20 protein-coding genes are annotated in these 22,035 nt (G+C 58.9%); 18 read left to right on the top strand and 2 right to left on the bottom strand.

Annotated elements, in window-relative coordinates:
* Positions 1–4: 4 nt before the first annotated feature.
* Both ACSBPU_RS18525 and ACSBPU_RS18520 read right to left on the bottom strand, forming a co-directional pair.
* A complete protein-coding gene (locus tag ACSBPU_RS18525) occupies positions 5–655 on the bottom strand; it encodes a cbb3-type cytochrome c oxidase subunit II (RefSeq protein ID WP_118994223.1) in 651 nt (216 codons plus the stop codon).
* Entirely contained in the window at positions 652–2,247 is a 1,596-nt protein-coding gene (locus tag ACSBPU_RS18520) for a cbb3-type cytochrome c oxidase subunit I (RefSeq protein WP_442593277.1), read from the bottom strand. Before ACSBPU_RS18520 ends, ACSBPU_RS18525 begins: the two co-directional genes overlap by 4 nt.
* A 238-nt stretch (positions 2,248–2,485) precedes the next feature.
* Here ACSBPU_RS18520 and ACSBPU_RS18515 point away from each other — a divergent pair, with 238 nt between their 5' ends.
* The 18 genes from ACSBPU_RS18515 to trbJ all read left to right on the top strand — a co-directional run bounded on the left by ACSBPU_RS18515 (position 2,486) and on the right by trbJ (position 22,021).
* Entirely contained in the window at positions 2,486–3,163 is a 678-nt protein-coding gene (locus ACSBPU_RS18515; RefSeq protein WP_420375404.1) for a response regulator, read from the top strand.
* Positions 3,160–4,518, top strand: a complete 1,359-nt coding sequence (locus ACSBPU_RS18510) for an ATP-binding protein (RefSeq protein WP_442593276.1) — start codon at positions 3,160–3,162, stop codon at positions 4,516–4,518. The genes ACSBPU_RS18515 and ACSBPU_RS18510 overlap by 4 nt, the downstream gene beginning before the upstream one ends.
* Before the next feature lie 76 nt (positions 4,519–4,594).
* Positions 4,595–6,445 (top strand): protein-disulfide reductase DsbD, encoded by a 1,851-nt coding sequence (dsbD, locus tag ACSBPU_RS18505; RefSeq protein WP_442593275.1) that lies wholly within the window; start codon positions 4,595–4,597, stop codon positions 6,443–6,445.
* Positions 6,442–7,275, top strand: a complete 834-nt coding sequence (locus ACSBPU_RS18500) for a prolipoprotein diacylglyceryl transferase family protein (RefSeq protein ID WP_442593274.1) — start codon at positions 6,442–6,444, stop codon at positions 7,273–7,275. Before dsbD ends, ACSBPU_RS18500 begins: the two co-directional genes overlap by 4 nt.
* Positions 7,276–7,388: 113 nt before the next feature.
* Positions 7,389–7,823, top strand: a complete 435-nt coding sequence (locus tag ACSBPU_RS18495; RefSeq protein ID WP_442593273.1) for a TlpA family protein disulfide reductase — start codon at positions 7,389–7,391, stop codon at positions 7,821–7,823.
* 35 nt (positions 7,824–7,858) lie between these two features.
* Positions 7,859–8,632 (top strand): thiol:disulfide interchange protein DsbG, encoded by a 774-nt coding sequence (gene dsbG / locus ACSBPU_RS18490; RefSeq protein WP_442593272.1) that lies wholly within the window; start codon positions 7,859–7,861, stop codon positions 8,630–8,632.
* Between the two features lie 48 nt (positions 8,633–8,680).
* Positions 8,681–9,484, top strand: coding sequence for a sulfite exporter TauE/SafE family protein (locus ACSBPU_RS18485; RefSeq protein WP_254499632.1), 804 nt, complete (start codon positions 8,681–8,683; stop codon positions 9,482–9,484).
* 74 nt (positions 9,485–9,558) lie between these two features.
* Positions 9,559–10,926 (top strand): dihydrolipoyl dehydrogenase, encoded by a 1,368-nt coding sequence (locus ACSBPU_RS18480; protein WP_442593271.1) that lies wholly within the window; start codon positions 9,559–9,561, stop codon positions 10,924–10,926.
* 572 nt (positions 10,927–11,498) lie between these two features.
* Positions 11,499–13,097: an apolipoprotein N-acyltransferase gene (gene lnt / locus ACSBPU_RS18475; RefSeq protein ID WP_442598415.1), complete on the top strand. Its 1,599-nt coding sequence runs from the start codon at positions 11,499–11,501 to the stop codon at positions 13,095–13,097.
* Positions 13,098–13,194: 97 nt separating this feature from the next.
* Positions 13,195–14,100 carry a LysR family transcriptional regulator gene (locus ACSBPU_RS18470; protein WP_442593270.1) on the top strand — a complete coding sequence of 302 codons (906 nt, stop codon included), beginning with the start codon at positions 13,195–13,197 and terminating at the stop codon, positions 14,098–14,100.
* 32 nt (positions 14,101–14,132) lie between these two features.
* The gene (locus ACSBPU_RS18465; protein ID WP_442593269.1) at positions 14,133–14,399 is read left to right on the top strand and encodes an EexN family lipoprotein; all 267 of its coding nucleotides are present in this window, start codon (positions 14,133–14,135) and stop codon (positions 14,397–14,399) included.
* 233 nt (positions 14,400–14,632) lie between these two features.
* Entirely contained in the window at positions 14,633–16,648 is a 2,016-nt protein-coding gene (locus ACSBPU_RS18460) for a conjugal transfer protein TraG (protein ID WP_442593268.1), read from the top strand.
* Entirely contained in the window at positions 16,645–17,109 is a 465-nt protein-coding gene (locus ACSBPU_RS18455; RefSeq protein WP_442593267.1) for a CopG family transcriptional regulator, read from the top strand. Before ACSBPU_RS18460 ends, ACSBPU_RS18455 begins: the two co-directional genes overlap by 4 nt.
* Complete coding sequence (trbB, locus tag ACSBPU_RS18450) at positions 17,106–18,158, top strand: P-type conjugative transfer ATPase TrbB (RefSeq protein WP_442593266.1); 1,053 nt, start codon at positions 17,106–17,108, stop codon at positions 18,156–18,158. Before ACSBPU_RS18455 ends, trbB begins: the two co-directional genes overlap by 4 nt.
* A complete protein-coding gene (locus ACSBPU_RS18445; RefSeq protein WP_442593265.1) occupies positions 18,155–18,532 on the top strand; it encodes a TrbC/VirB2 family protein in 378 nt (125 codons plus the stop codon). The genes trbB and ACSBPU_RS18445 overlap by 4 nt, the downstream gene beginning before the upstream one ends.
* On the top strand, positions 18,529–18,813 hold the full coding sequence (locus tag ACSBPU_RS18440; protein ID WP_442593264.1) for a VirB3 family type IV secretion system protein: 285 nt from the start codon (positions 18,529–18,531) through the stop codon (positions 18,811–18,813). Before ACSBPU_RS18445 ends, ACSBPU_RS18440 begins: the two co-directional genes overlap by 4 nt.
* Positions 18,814–18,824: 11 nt before the next feature.
* On the top strand, positions 18,825–21,284 hold the full coding sequence (gene trbE / locus ACSBPU_RS18435) for a conjugal transfer protein TrbE (protein ID WP_442593263.1): 2,460 nt from the start codon (positions 18,825–18,827) through the stop codon (positions 21,282–21,284).
* A complete protein-coding gene (trbJ, locus tag ACSBPU_RS18430) occupies positions 21,281–22,021 on the top strand; it encodes a P-type conjugative transfer protein TrbJ (RefSeq protein ID WP_442593262.1) in 741 nt (246 codons plus the stop codon). The genes trbE and trbJ overlap by 4 nt, the downstream gene beginning before the upstream one ends.
* Positions 22,022–22,035 lie beyond the last annotated feature (14 nt).

Raw genomic sequence — 22,035 nt, 5'->3', positions numbered from 1 at the left:
GTTCCTAACCCGCATGCCCGTCTGCCGCTGTTTCCGGACGGTGGTCATATCCGCGGTCCCTCTTCTGCAATTCCTCGTGGCTGGCCGGATAGGTGCGATCCAGGCTGAGCAGGTATTCGACGAGATCCAGCGCTTCTTTGCGAGCCACGACCACCCGGCCGCCCGGCGGCTGGAACTGGGCAGGCAGGCGCACCACGACGTCGTCCTGCGCAGCTTCATCCTTCACGTCGAACATATAGGGATATGAAGGCATGATGCTCCAATCGAAGATGGCGCGCGGCTGGTACAGGTGCGTCAGATGCCAATCGCGGCTTTTCAGGCGGGCGCCGACGTTGAGCAGGTCGGGGCCGGTACGCATGGTGCCCAGCAGGTGGGGCGTGTCGTAGAAATAGTCTCCCGGCGTCGAGGCGCGGCCCCAGCCGCGGGCGCCGTCGAATAGCGTTTGGCCTGTGGAGCGGGGCTGCTGGCTGTGGCAGTAGATACAACCGTTGGCGACGTACTGCTGGCGTCCGAACAACTGCTGCTCGGTGTAGGGCTGGAGCTGCGCCGGCGGCTGCGATGTGCGAAGCTGCCAGGCGGGCAGAATCACCAGCATTAGTGTGGCGAGCAGCAAGACGCCAATTGCGCCAATGAGAAGTGGCAAAAGTTTGTTCATGACGCTTTCACAGGAGCGAACGTATCGACGGAATTGGTGCTCGATTCTTTTTTCAGTAGCAGCAAGGCGAAATGTGCGGCAAAGACGAAGTGGCCCAAGGTCATCAAGGTGCCGCCGATGGATCGGCCTTCGAGATAGGGAATCATCGATCGGGTGATTTCGGCAAAGCTCGATCCCGGATTCATCAACCCCATGCCTTGCAGGACGCCAGCGACGGTGAGGGAGATGAAGTAGATCGTGAATCCGACCACCACCAGCCAGAAATGCGTTTGCACCAGCTTCGGGTAGGGCCAGCGCCGGCCAACGATGTGCGGCATCATGTAATAGAGAGTGCCAAATAGCACAAGCGAGACGAAGCCATAGGCGCCCAGGTGCGCGTGCCCGACGGTGTAATGGGTGAAGTGAGTGATCGAGTTGACCGAACGTATCGCCTCGATTGAGCCCTGAAAGGAAGAGAGGGTGTACATCAGCGCGCCGATCCATACGAACCGGAGCGACATTGACTGCTTGAACGCCCACATGTTGGTGGCGACAGTGACGTGCTGGTTGATCGCCACAGCGATCACCGGCACAAACATCATGATGCTGTGGACGACGGACAGCGTCACCGCCCAGGTCGGGATGGGTCCACCCATCAGATGGTGGATGCCGACTTGGCTGTAGAACAACGCCAGGCTCCAAAAGCCGAGGAGCGAGACGTTGTATGAATACACCGGTTTGCCGATGATCTTGGGAATAATGTAGTAGGCCATGCCAACGCCCATGGGCGTCAGCCACAATCCCAGCACGTTATGGGCGAACCACCAATTCACTGTCGCCTGCTGGGCGCCCACGTGTAGGCCGGGTATGTTCGCCACTAGGAACAAGAAGGGAAACCACATCATGCCGGCTAAGAAATACCAGCCAGACACATAGATGTGACGTGATTTCCGCCGTGCAGCAGTCTCAATCGCAGGCCAGGCAAGGAAGAAACCGCCCAATGCAAGCACCAAGTCGATTTGCCATGGGAATTCCAGCCACTCAATGCCATCGGACCAGCCGTTAGCGACGGCGATGGTCCCACCCAGAACACCCAGCGTCCAAAGAAAGGCCCCAAGATAGGCCATATTGGGCCGTCGCAGCGGCGTGTGAAAGATTCGTGGCAACAGCCATAAAGCCACGCCGATGCCCGTGACCGAAAGCCAGCCATAGGCAACGATATTCAGATGTAGTGTGCGTGCACGGCCAAAAGTGATCTGTGCAACATCTGAGAGCCAATCTGGCCAGTGCAGTTTCAAAGATGCAATGACGCCGAACGTCGAGCCTATCAGTAGCCAGAGAATGCCAGCTGTGATTAGAACCAGAACTGGGCCCTTCCCGGCGTGATCGATGCCAGCCCGCAATACGTCGAAGCGATGTGATTCGGCCTCGTTCTTTTTACCAAAAGAGGCGCTGTCATCGGGATGGCCGAGCTCTCCCTCCATGAAAATCGTGGAGGCTTCGGCTTTACCCACGAATATCAACTTATTGGCAACAGCCCAGACGAGAATGCCCAGCGCCACCAATGAAGCGACAAAGCTTGTCGCTAACAAAGTTCCCAGTATAGGTGTCATAGCATACGTGTCCGCTTCCAGTGGCAGCTGCGTTTGGTAGATTCGTAATCCGATCCCGCCTCAGGAGGTACGCGGCAATCCAGATTAAAAGCAGCGAAATTGACGACACAATAAGTTGCCAGAATTAAGGCAGTATTAAGAGGTGAGGAACGGGTGAGCAAAGCTTGAAAGGCTGTTAAGATTTTTGCTTGATAGAGAGTTCAGAGAATGTTTAGCGCCGGTACGCAAGGAGAATGAAATGCATATTTTGCTCGTCGAAGACGATCTCCTCGTCGCGAGCGGTATCGTGGCGGGATTGAGATTGCATGGTCTGACGATCGACCATGTGAGCACGGCTAACTTGGCGGATGCTGCATTGGCGACGTCATACTTTGATGTATGCATCCTTGACCTTGGGTTGCCGGACGAAGACGGAATGGTGTTACTGCGCCGCTGGCGCGAAGAAGGTCGTGATCTTCCCGTTCTCGTGTTGACGGCACGTGACGCACTCAGTCACCGTGTGGAGGGGTTACTTGGAGGGGCCGACGATTACCTGGTTAAACCTTTCGACTTGGATGAGTTGCAGGCTCGATTGCACGTACTGACGCGCCGGGTCGCAGGTCGTGTCACCGACTGCATGAATCACGGGGAACTGAAGTTCTGTTCGTCAACAGGCCGAGTATGGCTAGCCGATAAGCCGGTTACGCTGGCACGCCGTGAGCTGTCATTGCTGCGCGCGTTGTTGCAGAATCCTCAGGCCATCCTTAGCACAGAACAGCTTTGTGATAGCGTCTATGGTTACGAGCAGAACGTGGAAAGCAATGCGATCAACGTCCATATTTATCATTTGCGCCGCAAGCTTGGAAACAATATTGTCGAAACAGTGCGTGGACTCGGTTATAGGCTTGGCTCAACCGAGAAGGTAGCGGAAACATGAGTCTGCGGCTGCGCCTTCTGCTGTATATCGGTATTTCGCTGACTGCGCTTTGGACTTTGGTGGCGACCTGGATGTTCATTGACGCCCGTCAGTCGTTAGGCCAGGCATTGGACAACCGTCTGGCGGCGTCGGCACGAATGGTTGCCGGGCTGGTTTCCCAATTTCCCGAACCTCGAGATATTGCCGCAATGGGTGATAAGCCATTGGACGTCGTCGCCCGAGATGGGGTGGCGTGCGAAGTAAGCCTTGTGCGCAGCGAAGTCGTGATTGAAACCGTGGCACGTACGGCAGGCAGCCCTGAACTGATGCACGCTGATCCAGGCTTCAGCACCTATACATACGGTAATAAGCGATGGCGCACTTATGTACTGCGGCAGGGCGATGTTCAGATCGCCACCGCCGACAGCATCGAGGTCAGAGAGGCATTGGTCAAAGAGTTGATCCTTTCGGCGGGGGTGCCGTTCGTTGTCGCCTTGTTTGGCACCCTGATCGTGCTGTGGTTGGGCATCACCCGTGGACTGGCGCCTGTGGAGCGTATCCGCAGCCTTCTGGCACGGCGCCGACCCGGCGACGATAGCCCGTTGCCGGAAGTGAAGGCCCCGATAGAGTTACAGCCACTCTTGCATACGATTGAGCAACTTTTGGAAAGGCTGCAGGATGCAATCGTGCGAGAACGCCGATTCACCGATAGCGCTGCGCACGAATTGCGTACGCCACTTACCGGTGTGAAAACACACATTCAAGTAGCGAAGCTTGCACTGCAACGGCGAGAGGAAAGAGCCACTATGGAAGCTGCGCTGACCAACGCAGACCAAGGGGTACAGCAGCTGCAAAATATCCTTCAGCGTTTGCTTGATCTGGCGCGGTTAGAGGGCCATTCCATCGCGAAGGAAGCTAGCGACCCGATTGAGGCGGCATCCATTGCAATTGAGGCATTGAAGCCAATGTACGGTGACTCTGTGGCTAGAATATCGGTACAAGGGGTTGACAGCTCGCGGCCGGTACGCGCTGCGCGGCCACTTCTAGTTGGGGCCATCCAAAACCTAATTGATAATGCAATACGCTACGCACCCCCCGACACTCCCATTACAATTCGTCTGGAGCCGCAAAGCAATGGCACCATGCAAATTAGTGTGCTGGACGAAGGTGCTGGCCTGAATGCGCAAGAGCGGGTTCAAGCAGTTAATCGGTTTTGGCGTGGAGACCCCAAAATACCCGGTTACGGACTAGGCCTATCTATTGTGAACGCGATTGCATGCCGACATGCGGGTGCATTTGAGCTTCTGGAACGCGATGGCGGCGGGCTGGAAGCGCGACTTACGCTTCCAATAGCGGACGATACTACGCTTTCTTGAGTTTCCTGCGAAGCCTTAAGCTTCCCTTAATCCTGCAGGTGCATGATCCACCTAAGTTTATCTGCAGGAGTTCAGCTTGTCTGTCTACCGGATTGCCCGTGCGGCTCTCGTACTGTTTTGTTTTGCCGTCGGAAACGCCTGGGCCAGTAACGGTCTATTCTCGTCGGCCACGGAACCCGAATTTCTTGAAGCCTCGGATGTATTCAAGGTAGAGGAGGTGAAGCAGCAAGGCCGAGAGTATATAGTCGAAGGGCATATTGCCGACGGCTATTATGTCTACCGCCACTCGTTGAAGCTGGTCGACGACAAAGAGAATGCTGTTGATCTGGCTCTCCCTTCTGGAACGCCCCGGCACGACGAGTTTTTTGGCGATACCGTCATCTACACCGGCGATACGGCCCGTCTGCGCTTCCCGACGGCTGTAACCGGCCCACTGACACTGCATTGGCAAGGCTGTGCAGAAGACGGTATCTGCTATCCACCGCAGACGATACAGATCAGCGCGCCAGTAGCAACAGCGGTAGCTGACGGTCAGGCTGTCGAGCAGCCGCCTCAGGCATCGGAACCTGAATCAGCCTCGGAGCGCGGGCCTGATTCGGCCGGCACGCCTTCGGGCGCCAGCGTTGGCGAGGATCAGGCGGCTGCTCAGCGGCTTGCTGCGCTGGGGCCTATCGCCGGCACGCTGCTGTTTTTCGGATTCGGCCTATTGTTGGCTTTTACGCCCTGCACTTTGCCGATGATTCCCATCGTTTCCAGCATGGTCGTTGGTAGCCAGGCCAAGCCGCGTCGGGCTTTCGTCTTGTCGTCGTCATACGTCCTGGCGATGGCGGGTACCTACGCCGCAGTGGGGGTGGCGGCCGGACTGGCGGGCGCCAATTTACAAGCCACGCTGCAGTCGCCTTGGTTGCTCGGCGCCTTCGCAGCACTCTTTCTCATCCTGGCCAGTTCGCTATTCGGTCTGTTCGAGTTGCGCTTGCCATCCGCTGTGATGAATCGCCTCCAGGCAGCGGGGCCTGCTCGTTCGGGGGGGAGTATCACCGGTGCGGCGGTGCTGGGTTTTCTGTCGGCGCTTTTGGTTGGTCCATGCATGACGGCTCCGTTGGCGGGTGCGCTGTTGTACATCGGTCAGACGGGCAGTGCGATTCAAGGGGGACTGGCTTTGTTTGCGCTGGGTCTGGGTATGGGCCTGCCATTGTTGGCCATTGCTGTGTTCGGCGCCCGTGTGCTGCCCAAGCCCGGTGCGTGGATGGATCGGGTGCGCGTCGCCTTCGGCTATGTCATGGTTGGCATGGCAGTGATGATGCTGACGCGTTTCCTGACCGGCACGATGAGCCTGTTGCTCTGGGGGGTCTGGATACTGCTGGTGGCGGTGGGGTTCGTCGCTTGGGCGCAAGCCGTTGCGAACAGGCAGCGGTTGGCGTGGAGCTTGCGTTCGGCGGCGGCATTCGTCGGTCTGTGGTCTGTCCTGATGCTCATGGGCGCCGCTTCAGGGGGTGATGCCGTCTTGCAGCCCCTGGCGCATCTGCGCGGCGCGCCCGCTGCGGCCACGCCAACCGCCGAGGTCAGTTATATCCAGGCGAAATCGGTGGCCGACGTGGATGCTCGCCTCGCGGAAGGCGCCGCGCGCGGTCAGTGGACCTTGATTGATTTCTACGCCGACTGGTGCGTCAGCTGCCATGTAATCGAGCGCAATGTATTCGGCGATCCCGCGGTTGCGGCGCAGCTGGCGCGTATGCAGATCGTGCGGCCAGACGTGACACGTAATGACGCTACGGATAAGGAACTGCTCAAACACTGGGGCGTCATGGGGCCGCCCACACTCATACTCGTGGGGCCGGATGGTACGGAGCGGCGGGATCTGCGCGTGGTGGGTGAGATCGGTGCGCGCGAGTTTCAGGACCGCATGGACGCGGCGGGGGTGTCATGAGCGGCATTGGTCCATTTCCTATACAGGTCGTCACGGTTATTGCCGCCGTACTGCTGGCTTGGCTGACAGCACGAATTGTCGGTCGGCGGACGCCCGATGTGCCTTACAAAGCCGCCGGATCAATGATTCTTGACGCCGTGGTTTGGGGACTCTTGACTGCACGCTTGGCATACATTGCGCAGTGGTGGGAGGAGTACTCGGCCGCACCCAGATCCATGATCGCCATCGGCGATGGTGGATTTGTCTGGTGGGTCGGCGTGCTGGTGGTCGTTGCTTATATCTGGCAGCGAACCCGGTCCGCTCAGATCTTGCGCATCCCCGTGCTGGCGGGCGTCATGGTCGGCGTCGTCGCATGGGCCCTCGCGGGCGGGGTGCTCGCTTTATTGCTGCGCTCCGCGCCGCCTTTGCCGGACCTGCAACTGACGACGCTGGACGAACATCCCGTTTCGCTGAGCGAGTATGCAGGGCGCCCCATCGTACTCAATCTTTGGGCGAGTTGGTGCCCGCCATGCCGACGCGAGATGCCGGTGTTTGAGCAGGTTCAGACCGATTTTCCGGATGTGGCCTTCGTGTTGGTTAACCAAGGGGAAAGCGCGCAGCAGGCGCAGGCTTTTCTTGAAAGCGAGGGTTTGAGTTTGACGGATGTTTTACTTGACCCCGCTTCCGAAGCCATGCGCACAATGAACTCGCGCGGCTTGCCCACCACCTTGTTTTTCGATGCGCAAGGGCGCCAAGTGGACATGCATTTGGGCGAGATCACCATGCCCAGTCTCAAGGACAAGATGCTGCGTCGTTTCGACCTATCTTCCGGCTCGGGGGCCGAAAAATGATAACCAGGCTTACACCGGCTTTACGCCTACCCATTCTTATTGTCGTCACTCTCGTGTTGATGGCGGGCTGCAATCAGACAGACAACGCAGAAAACTCCTCAACAGCACGGGGATTGGAAGCCGACAAGCTGGCGCAGCAGGCCGCGCTGCGTTTGCCGGACTTGCAGCTAATGACGCTGGAGGAGCGTCCCGCCCACTTGAGCTCGTATGTGGGGGTGCCGGTCGTGCTCAATCTTTGGGCGACTTGGTGCCCACCATGCCGGCGCGAGATGCCGGTGCTCGAGCAGGCCCAGACGGCATTTCCCGACATTGCCTTCGTCTTGATCAATCAGGGGGAAAGCGCGCAACAGGCTAAAGCGTTTCTTCATAGCGAAGGTCTGAATTTGAAGGATGTTCTGCTCGATCCACCGTCCAAGGCGATGCAGGAAATGCGAACGGGTGGCTTGCCCACAACCTTCTTTTTCGATGCACAAGGGCGCATGGTGGACTTGCATTTAGGCGAGATCACGATGAGCGATCTCAAAGACAAGATATCACGCCATTTTTGACCATTCATCGAACCCAGTACGGATAAGGAACGACTATGTTTGCACAGCGTGTGCTTTTCGCTTTTATGACTGCGGCGCCTCTCATTCTGATACCCAGCGGAGGCCAGGCCCAGGTCACGGATAAACCGCCGGTTATCGACGCGTTGGAAGACCAAGGTGTCATCTTCAAGCAGGAGTTCGAGGCCGGTAAAGGCGTGCGCGCCTTCGCCGGTGTCCTGGGCGACAGCCCCGTCGCGGTCTACGTTCTGGCCGATGGCAATGCCGTTGCGGGCACGCGCCTGAATGCCAAGGGCGAGCCGATTGACCAAGCGACACTGCAGAGCCTGGTTGCCAAGCCCATCAGCGACCAGGCTTGGGCGCAGCTGGAGTCGGCCACGTGGGTGCTGGATGGCAAGGCCGACGCGCCGCGTATTATCTATGCCTTCACCGATGCAAATTGTCCCTATTGCCATTTGTTCTGGGAGGCCGCGCGCCCGTGGGTGGATGCTGGAAAGGTCCAGTTGCGCCACCTGTTGGTCGGCGTCATCAAAGAGGACAGCCCGGCCAAAGCGGCGGCGATTCTTGGCGCAGCCGACCCTTCGGCTGCGTTGCGCGAGAATGAAGTCAAGTTCGATCAGGGCGGCATTACGCCCGCCAAGAGCGTACCGGACGATGTACAGCGGACGCTCGAAGATAATCAAATGCTCATGCTTTCGATGGGGTTTCGAGGCACACCTGGCATCATCGTTCAGGACGACAAGGGGTTTATCCAGAAGTACAACGGCATGCCGCAACAGGGCGCGTTGACCGAAGTGTTGGGTCCGCGCTGATGGATCATCTGAGTACAGACGTACGGAATTATGTGCCAGGCAGGGGGCATGATGCTTAGTGGCGGGCTGCTTGGGCTTGTAATCGGCGCTGTCTTAGGGCTCACTGGGGCTGGAGGCGGTATTTTTGCCGTCCCGGCACTGGTGTTTGGCCTGGGTATGGATATGCGTGCGGCTGCTCCTATGGCACTCATGGCCGTTGGCTCCGCAGCGATGCTTGGCGCATTGCAAGGGCTGCGCCAAGGCCTTGTCCGATACAAAGCCGCGATCGTCTTGGCGACAGCGGGTGCCATTACTGCGCCGCTCGGCATTAGGCTGGCTCACTGGCTTCCTTCCCGGTGGCTGAGCTTGATCTTTGTCGCCGTCATGCTTGTGGTCGCCTACCGCATGTTCATGTCTTCACGCGGTGCTCAAAACGATGGCGAGTTGCCCATGGTGCAATCTGGGGTTTGCAAAGTATCCAAGGAGACCGGACGCTTCATCTGGAACCCACGCACCGTCACAACGCTGGGCGGTATCGGAGTGGTCTCGGGTCTTTTTACCGGCATGTTGGGCGTCGGCGGTGGATTCATCATCGTCCCCGCGCTGGGGTACTTCAGCGAACTTCGCATGCACAGTATCGTCGCAACATCTCTGCTGGTGATTGCACTGCTATCTGTAGTCACCGTCTTCATTGCGTCGGAACAAGGTCTTTTACTTACTGCTGGGACCTGGGCATTCTCGGCCGCCACACTCGCAGGCATGGCGAGCGCTCGTTTGCTGGTGCCGAAGATTTCCTCAACGGTATTGCAACGAGTTTTTGCGATCGCCTGCGTTGTGGTGGCGGCCATGATGCTCATGCGCAATATCGGATAGCCGTTCGTAGACTGGTGTGCTGTTGCGAACGTGCTTCAGCGCCCATTTCTTTAATTATGGATAAAGGGAGTTCAATGCCCAACCGGAAAATTGATGTCGCCATTATTGGCGCAGGCACCGCAGGAATCGCTGCATTCCATGCGATAAAGGCTGCAGGCAAGAAAGTGGTACTCATTGATAGAGGGCCGCTGGGCACGACGTGTGCTCGCGTCGGATGTATGCCGTCGAAAGCTGCTTTGCATGCGGGTATGCGTTGGGAGACCGCAAAGCAATTGCCAGACGGAGCTGTCCTCTTCCCGCGGGGACGACAGGCTTTGTGGAAACATGCTCGCGAGACACGGGACATGTTGGCGAACGGAGCAGCAGAGCGTACGCGCAATGCGGCAAAGGATAGCTTGATTTTGGCCGAAGCAAGCTTCATTGAACCCGGCGTTTTGCAGGTAGGATCGGAGCGTCTCGAAGCCGACGCCATCATTGTAGCGACCGGTTCTAGCCCCGTTGTGCCGAAAGCACTTGAAGGTGTAGCGACTAGAATCCTGACAACCGATACGCTTTTCGACCAGGAATCACTGCCGAAACGATTGGGAATTCTTGGCATGGGAGCGGTTGGACTTGAGCTGGGTTTGGCGCTCGCTCGTCTAGACGTAGAAGTAATAGGAGCCGATCAGCGCCATACTATCGGTGGCATTCAAGATCCCATGGTCCAGGAGCGGGCCATTTCTGCATTCATAAGCGAGTTGCCGATGTGGCTGGGAGACTCGGTGGAAATCAACCCGGCTGGCGACGGTGTGCTCATGCGTACGAGTGAGCATAGTGCCGTTGTGGACCGCCTTCTGGTCGTCACAGGGCGGACTCCCAATACTGATGCACTGAATCTGGCGGCTGCGGGAATTTCGCTGGATGATCAAGGTAGACCCTCTATTGACCCCGTTACCATGCAGGCATCAGATGTGCCGATTTTCTTTGCTGGTGACGTGCAGCCCGACCGGGCTCTGATGCACGAAGCAGCGGATGAAGGGCTAATGGCGGCGCACGCCGCGTTGTCCTACTTGCGCGATGAGCAGTGGCCAAGTGCATCACGCCGGGTACCGATGTCGATCTTGTTTACGGGCCCGGATGTTTGCACAGTAGGGGTGTCCTACGCTGCCGCGATGCAGAAGGGTGCGATCATAGGGTTGGCCGAAGGCAGTGGCAACGGTCGCTCCAAGATATTGGGTGCAAAAGATAACCTGCTGCGAGTTTATGCCGAGCCGGATACGGGCATCTTGCTTGGCGCCAGCATGCTGCTGACTCAAGGTGAACATATAGCGCACCTGCTCGCCTGGGCGATTCAGGCGAAGCAAACCGTCGATGAGCTACTGACCATGCCGTACTACCATCCCTCCATCGAGGAGATGTTGCAGAGTGCATTGAAATCGGCGTCCCAGCAAATCGGTACTTAAAGTGACCCACATTCATAGGAGCCGCTTATGACTGTCCATGCCCGTTCGATTCCTAGCTTTATTCTCGGATCAGCTTTTGTAATCCATATATAGCGTGGCCTTCGAGCCGCCAACTGCTCGATTTAACGTCCTAATTACGATGACCAGTATGCAGCAAGATAATGAACTGAAAGTTGTGTTTCACGCACCGACGTCTGAGGCGCTTCAGCGGGCGCGTAACAACGCGATGAACTTGAGACGGGAGGACCCTGGAGCAGATGTGTGTATCGTCATTAATGCTGAGGCGGTTGCCGAAGCCTTGGATGAGGCGCATCCAGATACGGACGAGTTCACATGGGTGTGTCCGAATACTCTTGCTCGAATCAATAGGCAGAATCGACAGCCGCTTCGCTTACTGGATAGAGCCGCAGTCCTTGAGCTTGTTCGCCTACAACAAAGCGGTTGGGCATACATTCGTTCGTAATAGCTTGTCCATCTGGCATAGCGTGTTCCCAAGCATAAAGTCAGCCTCCTTCCCGGTCGGGTATTTGCGTTCCGCTACGGTGTTGACCCTGTCTGGTGGCGTACACGCAATGACATTCGCGGTCGGCCCGCTGCCTTCCTGGTCGTTGGCGATTGTACAGATCGCATCTTTGGCGGTGCTTGTGCGCGTCGTTGGCGATGCCAAGTCGCTTAAACAAGCTGCCATACGGGGTTGGTGGTTCGGCGCGGTGAGCTTTGGAGTCGGTTTGTACTGGCTCTTTATTAGCATGAATCACTATGGAGGTCTTTCCGCTACGCTGGCTGCTGCTGGTGTAATTGCGTTATCGGCCTTTCTGGCTTTATTTACCGGTATAGCATGTGCAATTTTTTCTTGGTTGCGGCCATCGTCTTTGCGCACAGCGCCACTAATGAGTGCTTTGGCTTGGTCGGGAGCATGGGCAAGTATGGAGTGGCTGCGCGCTGTGGCCTTTTCCGGGTTCCCATGGCTGAATATCGGCTACGCTCATGTTGATAGCCCGCTGGCAGGATGGGCGACAGTCCTGGGCGTGCATGGTACCGCGCTGTCAGCTGCGTTCGTAGCGGCTGCACTGGCTACTCTTTGTTCGTTTCCTGCTTCTTTGCGCCGGCCTACCATTTTCACGCTATCCGGGCTACTAGTTGCAGTTGGCGTGGGCGAGCTTTTGACTCATGTCGAATGGTCTTGGGCCGAAGGTAAGCCATTGAATATTCGGCTAGTTCAAGGCAATATTGAGCAGTCTCAGAAGTTTGATCCGGCATTGCTTGAACTGGGCGTTGCCAGACACTTGCAGCTTGCGGCGAAACCGCCTCTTCCTGACGAACCAGCTCCCGATCTAATCGTGCTGCCTGAGACCGTACTACCAGTATTCCAGGATGAACTCGAAACCCATGTCTGGGAAGCGTGGCGCGACATTGCCGAGCGTCAGCACAGTACGATTGCTATGGGGGCGCCTCTTCGAATCGCACAACCGAGCGGAGAGTTTCGGTATACCAATAGTGCAATCGGCTTTGATGCTAGTACGCCGGTGCAGCAGTTGATAGAAGGCACGATGCCGCAGCGTTATGATAAGCGCCACTTAGTGCCATGGGGCGAATATGTGCCACCGGGCTTTGAGTGGTTCGTGCAGATGCTCGACATGCCCATGGGCGAGTTCGACCGTGGTCCCATCCGACAGACTCCGTTCACGGTAGGCGAGCAGCAACTGGCTTTCAACATTTGCTATGAGGACGTGTTCGGGCCGGAAATTCTACCGGCGTTACTCACAAGCTCCGGTAGCGACGAAGGCGCGAGCGTTATCGTCAACATAAGCAATCTCGGCTGGTTCGGTGATACGTGGGCACTTCGCCAGCATCTACAAATTGGCCGGTTGCGCAGCATTGAGACTGCTCGACCTATGGTTACTTCCACCAACACCGGCATTACGGCAGCTATTGATCCGCATGGCCGTGTTCTAGCCGCATTGCCCCCGCACCGCTCTGGTGTGCTGCCGGTCACTGTGCAAGGTATGACGGGCCTGACTCCGTATACCCGCTTCGGCGATATCCCCGCGCTGATATTGGTGGCGGTCTTTCTGACGATTGCTGCCCGATGTCGTTATAGCCGTCGCTTGTCGAACAGGAGGCACTCGAACGCGCCGGAGTCCTGCTACAGAAGTAATGGAGGCATTTGAGAGTCGGGACATCGATATTGGGGAAAACGCCTTTAACGGACTACGACACTTGCTAAGTGCTCGTGGGATCTGGTCAAGCTAATTAATGGAGAGTACGGTGGAACTGCGTCATCTGCGTTGCTTTCTAGCGGTTGCTGAAGAGCTCCATTTTGCCCGCGCCGCGGAGCGGCTCCACATCGAGCAGTCACCCCTGTCGCGTGCTATCAAAGAGCTAGAAGATGAGTTGGGTGTGGTGTTGTTCGCTCGAACTACACGAAGCACTCGGCTAACCCGAGCGGGGCTACTGTTCTTGGAGCATGCACAACGAGTCTTCGTCTCCTTAGAGCAAGCCAGAGACAGTGTCAAAGCGGCGGCCAATGGCTTCTACGGTCAATTGCGCTTCGCGTTGTCCGATGGCATTACTCCATCACGCTTACCGGCCTTGTTAGCGCTCTGCCGCCAGGAGGAACCTCAGATTGAGATCCGCCTATTCGAGGTGCCTGTGTCGCAGCAGCTCAAAGGGCTGCAAGAAGACTTGTACGATGTGGGGCTTGCACAATCCAATGAGGTTGGGGACGGCATAGTTGCCGAGCCGGTATGGAGCGACCCGCTGATGGTAGCCGTGCCGGCGAGACATCCGTTGCTGAGTTATAAGCGAATTCCTCTGAGTGAAGTCTTACGGTATCCACTTGTGCTGTGTGATCCTTTGGCGTGTGAAGGGTTCTCTCGTCAAATAGACCGGGTGTTGCGGCAGGCCGAAGTAGAGCCTCTCATCGCAGAGCGAGTTGCATCTTACGACCTGATGATGGCATTGGTGTCGGCGGGTTTTGCACTCAGCCTAGCTGGCGCCCCACATATTGCAGCAAGTCGGGAGCCAGGTATAGTGGCACGGCCGCTTGCGGGCCGCTCGCCGGTGTTAATGACGTATCTGCTGCGTCGGGATGACGACGTTTCTGATGAGTTGGCCCGCTTTATCAAGCGCGTGCAGGCTATTGACATACTCCGTCAGCTCAAGCCGATGTAATCTGAGGTCGACTCTAAGGAGCAAATAGAGCCATGAAACGAGTCATCTTTATTTTTCTGGTAGTCATACTGAGCGGTTGCGGCCAGTCAGAAACGACTGAACAGAAGCCGGATGTCCCGACCGTACAAGAGTTGGCTGCCGATCCTACGATGTTAAAAGAGCTACGCGGGCAGTGCAAGACGGATCGTACCAATATGGAAGATCTACTGTGTGACCGGGTGGCCCAAGCAACGCGTCAGCGCTTTTACGGTGACGGCACCGTACCTTACTCCCCACCGGATACGCTACCTAAGTTCTGAGTCGTCGGCATTTCCCTACGAACCCCATTTTTCTTTACCAACACGCCGTAACGCGCCCGCGCCTGCGGCGTTTTCTTTGTATTCGCCCCTCCATGAATTGATGCTTTTTTTATCAGCATTGTCCCGATAACAGTCTTTGACCAGCACTGATCTGGCACCGATCCTCATAGGCAGGCACATTCGTGTGCCGCTGTTGAGCGAGAAAGTCAGGCAAGAAAGTCGGAGGCTGGGTCATGCAAGGGACGAACGTACTGTTCGGGCAGATCGCCGTCGTATTCGGCATCGTGATCGCCGGAGTGTGGAGCGCCACACAATGGACAGCTGCCGCCCTGGGTTATCAGCTACGCCTGGGCTCGCCGTGGTTTGATTTCTACGGTACGCCGATCTATCACCCCTGGCGCCTGTTCGAGTGGTGGTTCTTCTTCGACGCCTACGCGTCGGAGGTCTTCAATACCGGCGGTGTGATCGCAGGCGGCAGTGGCCTGGTTGCCGTGGTGGTCGCCATCGGCATGTCGATCTGGCGTTCGCGCCAGGCGCGGCTGGTCACCACCTACGGTTCGGCACGCTGGGCCGAGACTCGCGACATCCGCGAAGCCAGATTGACCCAACCTGTCGGCGTCTTCCTGGGTCAGCATGAGGGGCAGTATCTGCGTCACGAAGGGCCGGAGCATGTGCTGGCCTTTGCACCCACGCGTTCGGGCAAAGGCGTGGGCCTGGTAGTGCCTACCTTACTGTCCTGGCCGGCGTCGACCGTCATTCACGACATCAAGGGCGAGAACTGGCAGATCACCGCCGGCTGGCGTGCGCGCTTCTCGCACTGCTTGCTGTTCAACCCCACAGATAGCCAATCCGCAGGCTACAACCCGCTGCTGGAAGTCCGGCGCGGCGCGCATGAAGTGCGCGATGTGCAGAACATTGCCGACATTCTGGTTGACCCCGAAGGTGCATTGGAGCGTCGCAACCATTGGGAAAAGACCAGTCACGCGTTGTTGGTGGGCGCCATCCTGCATGTGCTCTATGCCGGTGAAGACAAGACGCTGCGCGGCGTTGCCAATTTTCTCAGTGATCCGGCGTGTCCGTTCGAGCTGACCTTGCACCGGATGATGACGACCCCGCACCTGGGCCCGGATGGGGATGAAGGCAGACCGCATCCTGTGGTGGCCTCCGCCGCCCGTGAGGTGCTCAACAAATCGGATAACGAACGTTCGGGTGTGCTGTCCACCGCCATGTCGTTCCTCGGTTTATACCGCGACCCCACAGTAGCCGAAGTTACCTCGCGCTGCGATTGGCGCATCGCGGATCTGATTGCTTCCGACCATCCAGTATCGCTCTATCTGGTAGTGCCGCCATCCGACATCAGTCGCACCAAGCCGCTGATTCGCCTGATTCTCAATCAGGTCGGACGCCGGTTGACGGAATCGCTCGACGGTTCCGACGGTATCGAGCGCCGCCACAAGCTGCTGCTGATGCTCGATGAGTTCCCGGCGCTGGGCCGTCTGGATTTCTTTGAGACGGCGCTGGCCTTCATGGCGGGTTACGGCATCCGCAGTTTTCTGATCTCGCAGTCGCTGAACCAGATCGACAAAGCCTACGGCCAGAACCATTCCATTCTGGACAACTGCCATGTGCGCGTGACCTTCGCCACTAATGATGAGCGCACCGCCAAGCGGATTTCCGAAACCCTGGGCACCGCTACCGAACTGCGGACGCAGCGCAACTATGCTGGCCATCGCCTTGCACCTTGGCTAGGGCACCTCATGGTGTCGCGCCAGGAAACAGCGCGGCCGCTCTTGACCCCCGGCGAGGTGATGCAGCTTCCGCCCGATGAGGCCGTGGTGATGGTGTCCAGCGTGGCGCCGATCAAGGCGAAGAAGCTGCGTTACTACCTGGATGCCAACTTCAAGCACCGCGTGCTGCCCCCGCCCGTGCTCGCCGCCGGACGCTATGCGGATGCGCCACCGGCCCGCCCTGACGACTGGAGTGGTCTGTCGATTCCGGCTGTTCCTGTTGCGCCCGCCTCAACGGACAGCGAGGGCATGGCGGGCACCGCCGACGACGGCGGCCCGCGTCATCAGCCCGAGTTATCGGAGGCCGTTGCCTACAGCCCGCAGCCGGACTACCCGGCCAGCGACCTGGCGCTGCTCGATGACGACGACCTGCCGCCTGTTCTTCCCCGCCAGCTTGATCCGGCCATGCAGCGTGTGGCGCGCATGGCTGCCCTCGACCCTGATGACGGAATCCAGTTATGAGCCGATATCGCCTGAACCTCTTTATCCACCCTGAACACGCCAAGCGCCTGGATGAGCTGGCGGCCAAGAAAAGGGTGTCCAAATCCTCCATCGTGGCGGCCGCCTTGGCATCCTGGCTCTCGCCCGATGCCGGCGACCAGCGCGAAGCGGCGATGGCCAAGCGACTTGATCGCCTGTCACGCCAGTTCGAGCGTCTGGAGCGTGACCAAAACATCCAGATCGAAACGCTGGCGCTGTTCGTGCGCTATTACCTGACGGTCAGTACGCCGGTGCCCGAGGCCCATCAGGAGGCGGCCCGCGCCCAAGGCAAAGCGCGCTTTGAGCAGTTCGTCGAACAGCTTGGCCGCCACCTGCTGCGCGGTCGCAGCCTGGTGCGCGACGTGGTGGAAGAGTTGCACCCCGAGCCGATACGGATGGATGACGCGCCAGCGCATTTCGAAGCGCAGGAGCGTGTCTCATGAGTGCCGTTCCCAAGTCTTCTTTGTCCACGTCATTGGATCGTCGTATCCAGATGCTACGCACGGCCATGGGGCCGCTGATCGCCGCCGCGCTGGAAGACCCAGACGTGGTGGAAATCATGCTCAACCCCGACCGCAGCCTTTGGGTGGATCGGCTCTCTATGGGCCGCACGCCGTTGGGCGTTGAACTGCCTGAAGCCGATGGCGAACGCATCATTCGTCTGGTCGCGGCCCATGTCGGCGCGGAAGTGCATCGCGGCCAGCCGCTCTTGAGCGCTGAATTGCCCGAGACGGGCGAACGCTTCGAGGGCGTCTTGCCGCCCGCCGCACCCGGCCCGGCCTTCGCGCTGCGCAAGCGGGCCGTAAGCATTCTCAGCCTGGATCGCTATGTGGCCGATGGCATCCTCACTGCCGACCAGGCGGAATTTCTGCGGCGTGCGGTACGTGAGCGCCAGAACATCCTGATCGCCGGCGGCACCAGTACCGGCAAAACCACGCTTGCCAATGCCTTGCTGGCCGAGATCGCTGCCACGGGCGACCGGGTGCTGGTGCTCGAAGACACCATCGAACTGCAATGCGCCGCCCGCGACCATGTTCCGCTGCGCACCCGTGCTGGGGTGGTGTCAATGCGGGAACTGGTGCGCGCCACGATGCGCTTGCGCCCCGACCGCGTGGTGGTCGGCGAAGTGCGTGGCGGCGAAGCCCTGGATCTCATCAAGGTCTGGGGCACGGGTCACCCTGGCGGCATCGCCACCATTCACGCCGGCTCTGCCGTGGGTGCGCTGCTGCGCCTGGAGCAACTGATTTTGGAAGTGGCAGTGAATCCGCCCCGGGCGCTGATTGCCGAGGCAGTCAACGTCGTGATCTACATCGCCGGACGGGGCCGCAAGCGCCGTGTTGACAGTATTGCCCGCGTCATGGGCTTCGATGCGGCGGGCTATCACCTGGCGGATGCCTTGGCAGCACCGCTTTCTGCACGGTCGCCTGTTGCCGATGCTGTATCGGCTACAGCGAATTTCCTATCCCCTGACGCCCTTGGAGAACAGCCATGACGCCTGCTGATGTATTTCGTATTTCCGTGATTCCGCTTTCTACTATGAACCGCCTGCGTCTGCTTGTCTGGCATGCCGCGCAAGGGTTGCTGTTGGCCATGATGTTGATGCTCCTGGCCGGCGCAGCACACGCCGCTGGTTCCTCCATGCCTTGGGAAGGGCCGCTGCAATCCATTCTGGAGTCCATCCAAGGGCCGGTGGCGCGCATCGTTGCCGTCATCATCATTATTGCCACGGGCCTGGCGCTGGCCTTTGGCGACACCAGCGGCGGCTTTCGCAAGCTGATTCAAATTGTCTTCGGCCTGTCCATTGCGTTCGCTGCATCTTCGTTCTTCCTCTCGTTCTTTTCATTCTCCGGCGGGGCCGTCGTATGAATACCGGCACCGAAGGCCCATCCAGCTTCGCCCCTGGCTTTGAGATTCCGCTGCACCGTTCACTCACCGAGCCGATTTTGATGGGTGGCGCGCCGCGCACTATGGCCATTGCCAACGGCACGCTGGCCGCCGCCGTGGGGCTGGGCCTGCAATTGTGGATTCCTGGCGTGGTGCTCTGGATCGTAGGCCATTCTCTGGCGGTATGGGGTGCGCGGGTGGATCCGCAGTTCATGCAGGTGTTCGCGCGCCACATCAAGCACAAACCGCTGCTGGACGTGTAGAGGATGACGCCATGCTGAACCTTGCCGAATACCGTCAGCGTCCCGCCTTATTGGCAGATTGGCTGCCCTGGGCGGGACTGATTGCGCCGGGCGTGGTGCTGAACAAGGACGGTTCCTTTCAGCGCACGGCACGCTTTCGCGGGCCGGACTTGGATAGCGCGACGCAAGGCGAACTGATTGCCACGTCGGCCCGCTTGAACAATGCACTGCGCCGCCTGGGGTCGGGCTGGGCGTTGTTCATTGAAGCCGAACGCCGTGCAGCGGCGGATTATCCCCATTCGGACTTCCCTGAAGCCCTGTCCTGGCTGGTCGATCAGGAGCGCCGCGCCGCCTTCGAGCAGGCGGGCAACCACTTTGAAAGCGGCTATCACCTGACGCTGGTGTTTCTGCCGCCCGAGGAATCCCGTGCTCGCGCGGCGGGGCTGCTGTACGAGAACCGTCCCTCCGAAGGTGTGGACTGGCGCGAGCGCCTGGCCGCATTCGTGGCGGAAACGGATCGCGTCTTTGACCTGCTCGATGGCGTCATGCCGGAAATTTCCTGGCTGGACGATAGCCAGACGTTGACCTACCTGCATTCCACTATCTCGACACGGCGTTACTGCATCGGTGTGCCGGAAGTCCCGTTTCACCTTGATGCGCTACTGACCGACTCCGCGTTGGTGGGTGGGCTGGCACCGACGTTGGGCGATGTGCATCTGCGCGTGGTATCGGTGCGAGGTTTTCCGACTTCCACCTGGCCGGGCATTTTGGATGACCTGAACCGGCTTGGCTTTGCTTATCGCTGGAGCACGCGCTTTCTGTGCATGGACAAAGCCGAGGCGGAAAAGGAGCTGCGCCGCCTGCGTCGTCAATGGTTCGCCAAGCGCAAGAACGTCGTGGCGCTGCTACGGGAAACGATTTTCCAACAGGAGTCGCCGCTGGTCGATACCGATGCCAGCAACAAGGCCGCCGATGCGGATGCCGCTCTGCAGGAGTTGGGCAGCGACCAAGTTGCCTTTGGCTATGTCACCACTACCGTGATGGTGCTGGATGCCGACCCTGCCGTAGCCGATGAAAAACTGCGGCTGGTCGAGCGCGTCATTCAGGGCCGAGGCTTCGTGACCATTCCCGAGACGCTGAACGCCGTGGATGCCTGGCTGTCATCCATTCCCGGCAATGCCTATGCCAACGTGCGCCAGCCTATTGTGTCTACATTGAATCTGGCTCACATGATGCCAGTGTCGGCAGTGTGGGCTGGGCCACAGAAGAACGAGCATCTGGATGGGCCGCCGCTCATTGTCACGCGCACCGAAGGCGCGACGCCATTCCGGCTGGTGACGCATATCGGCGATGTGGGCCATACCCTGGTCGCCGGGCCGACCGGCATGGGCAAGTCGGTATTGCTGGCCGTCCTGGCCAAGCAATTTCGTCGGTATCCCGGTTCACGCATCTTTGCTTTCGACATGGGCCGCTCGATGCGCGCCACCATTCTGGGTCTGGCGGGCGAGCACTATGACCTTGGCAATGATGGCGAGATTGCCTTTCAGCCGTTGGCACGCATTGACCACGAAGGTTACCGCACCTGGGTGGCGGAATGGATTGAAGGCCGTTTGCAGCACGAAGGCATGGCCGTTAGCCCCGACGACAAAGCCGCTATCTGGTCGGCGCTGGGGAGCTTGGCGGGTGCGCCGGTGGAGCAGCGTACGTTGACGGGCTTTTCCGTACTGCTGCAATCGAACATGCTGCGCCAGGCGCTTGCGCCCTATGTGCTGGGCGGCGCGCACGGCAAGCTGCTGGACGCTGATCATGACCGGCTGGGCAGGGCCGACGTGCAGGGCTTTGAGATGGAAGAGCTGATGCATAGTCCCGCCGCCGTGCAGGCGGTACTGCGCTATCTGTTTGCCCGGTTTGATGAGCGTTTCGATGGTGCGCCAACCCTTCTGATTCTGGATGAAGCGTGGCTGTTTCTGGATGAACCGTCCTTTGCCGCCCGCATCCGGCAATGGTTGAAGACCCTGCGCAAGAAGAATGTCTCGGTGATCTTTGCCACGCAGTCGCTGGCTGACATCAAGGATTCGAGCATTGCGCCCGCGATTATTGAAAGCTGCGCCAGCCGCATTTTCTTGCCCAACCCGCAGGCAACCGAGCCGCAGATTCGCTCGATCTATGAAGGCTTTGGCCTGAACAGCCGGCAGATCGAGATTGTGGCAACCGCTCAACCCAAGCGCGACTACTACTACCAATCCCGCTTGGGCAATCGTCTGTTCGACCTTGATCTGGGGCCGGCCACGCTGGCCTTTGCCGGAGCGTCTACCCCAGAGGATCAGCGAGATATCGACCGCATTCTGCAGGACGCCGGCGTACCTGGGTTTGCGGGCGGCTGGTTGCGCCATCGCGGCCTGGATTGGGCCGCAGATCTGTTGCCTGGGTTTCCCGGCTTCGCATCCTCAGTCACCGCCGTTCCTTCCCACCCACAGGAGAACCTGTCATGAAAACCCGCATGCTATCTGTATCGCTTGCTGCCGTGCTTTCGGCGTCGTTATTCGCCGCTGAGCCCGCCTGGGCCTGGAAAACGGTCTTTGACCCATCAAACTATACGCAAAACACGCTGACCGCCGTTCGCACGCTGCAGCAGATCAACAACCAGATCAACCAGCTTCAGAACGAGGCACAGATGTTGATGAATCAGGCCCGCAATCTGGCGAGTCTGGATTTCAATGTTGTCAACCGCCTGCGCACCACGCTGGCCGCTACCGAGCGCCTGATCGGCGAGGCGCAGGGCCTCAGTTACGAGGTGGCGAACATGGACCAGGAGTTCGCGCGCCTGTATCCCGACCAGTATGCCGCCACCGTGAGCGGCGACAGCATGGCTCAGGATGCCCGTGAGCGCTGGAAGAATACGTTGGATGGCCTGCATACCGCCATGCAGGTGCAGGCACAAGCCTCGCAGAACCTGCGCGACGATGAAAGCACGCTGGTCGATCTGGTGAATCAAAGCCAGTCGGCGCAAGGCGCGTTGCAGGCTATGCAAGCGACCAACCAGCTTCTGGCCTTGCAGGCCAAGCAGGGCATCCAGGCGCAACAGCTTCAGATCACCCAGGACCGCGCCGCCTCGTTGGAGCTGGCACGCCAGGCAGCGGCCACCGAGCGCGCCCGTGAAGTGCGCCAGCGCTTTCAGGGCAGCGGCACGCCGTATACGCCGCAAGCCGTGAATTTCTACGGCAACTGATAGGAGCGCTGGAG

The organism is Parapusillimonas sp. JC17 (genome assembly GCF_052180245.1).
Taxonomy (GTDB): Bacteria; Pseudomonadota; Gammaproteobacteria; order Burkholderiales; family Burkholderiaceae_B; genus Parapusillimonas.
This window is presented reverse-complemented; position numbering and strand designations above follow the sequence as displayed.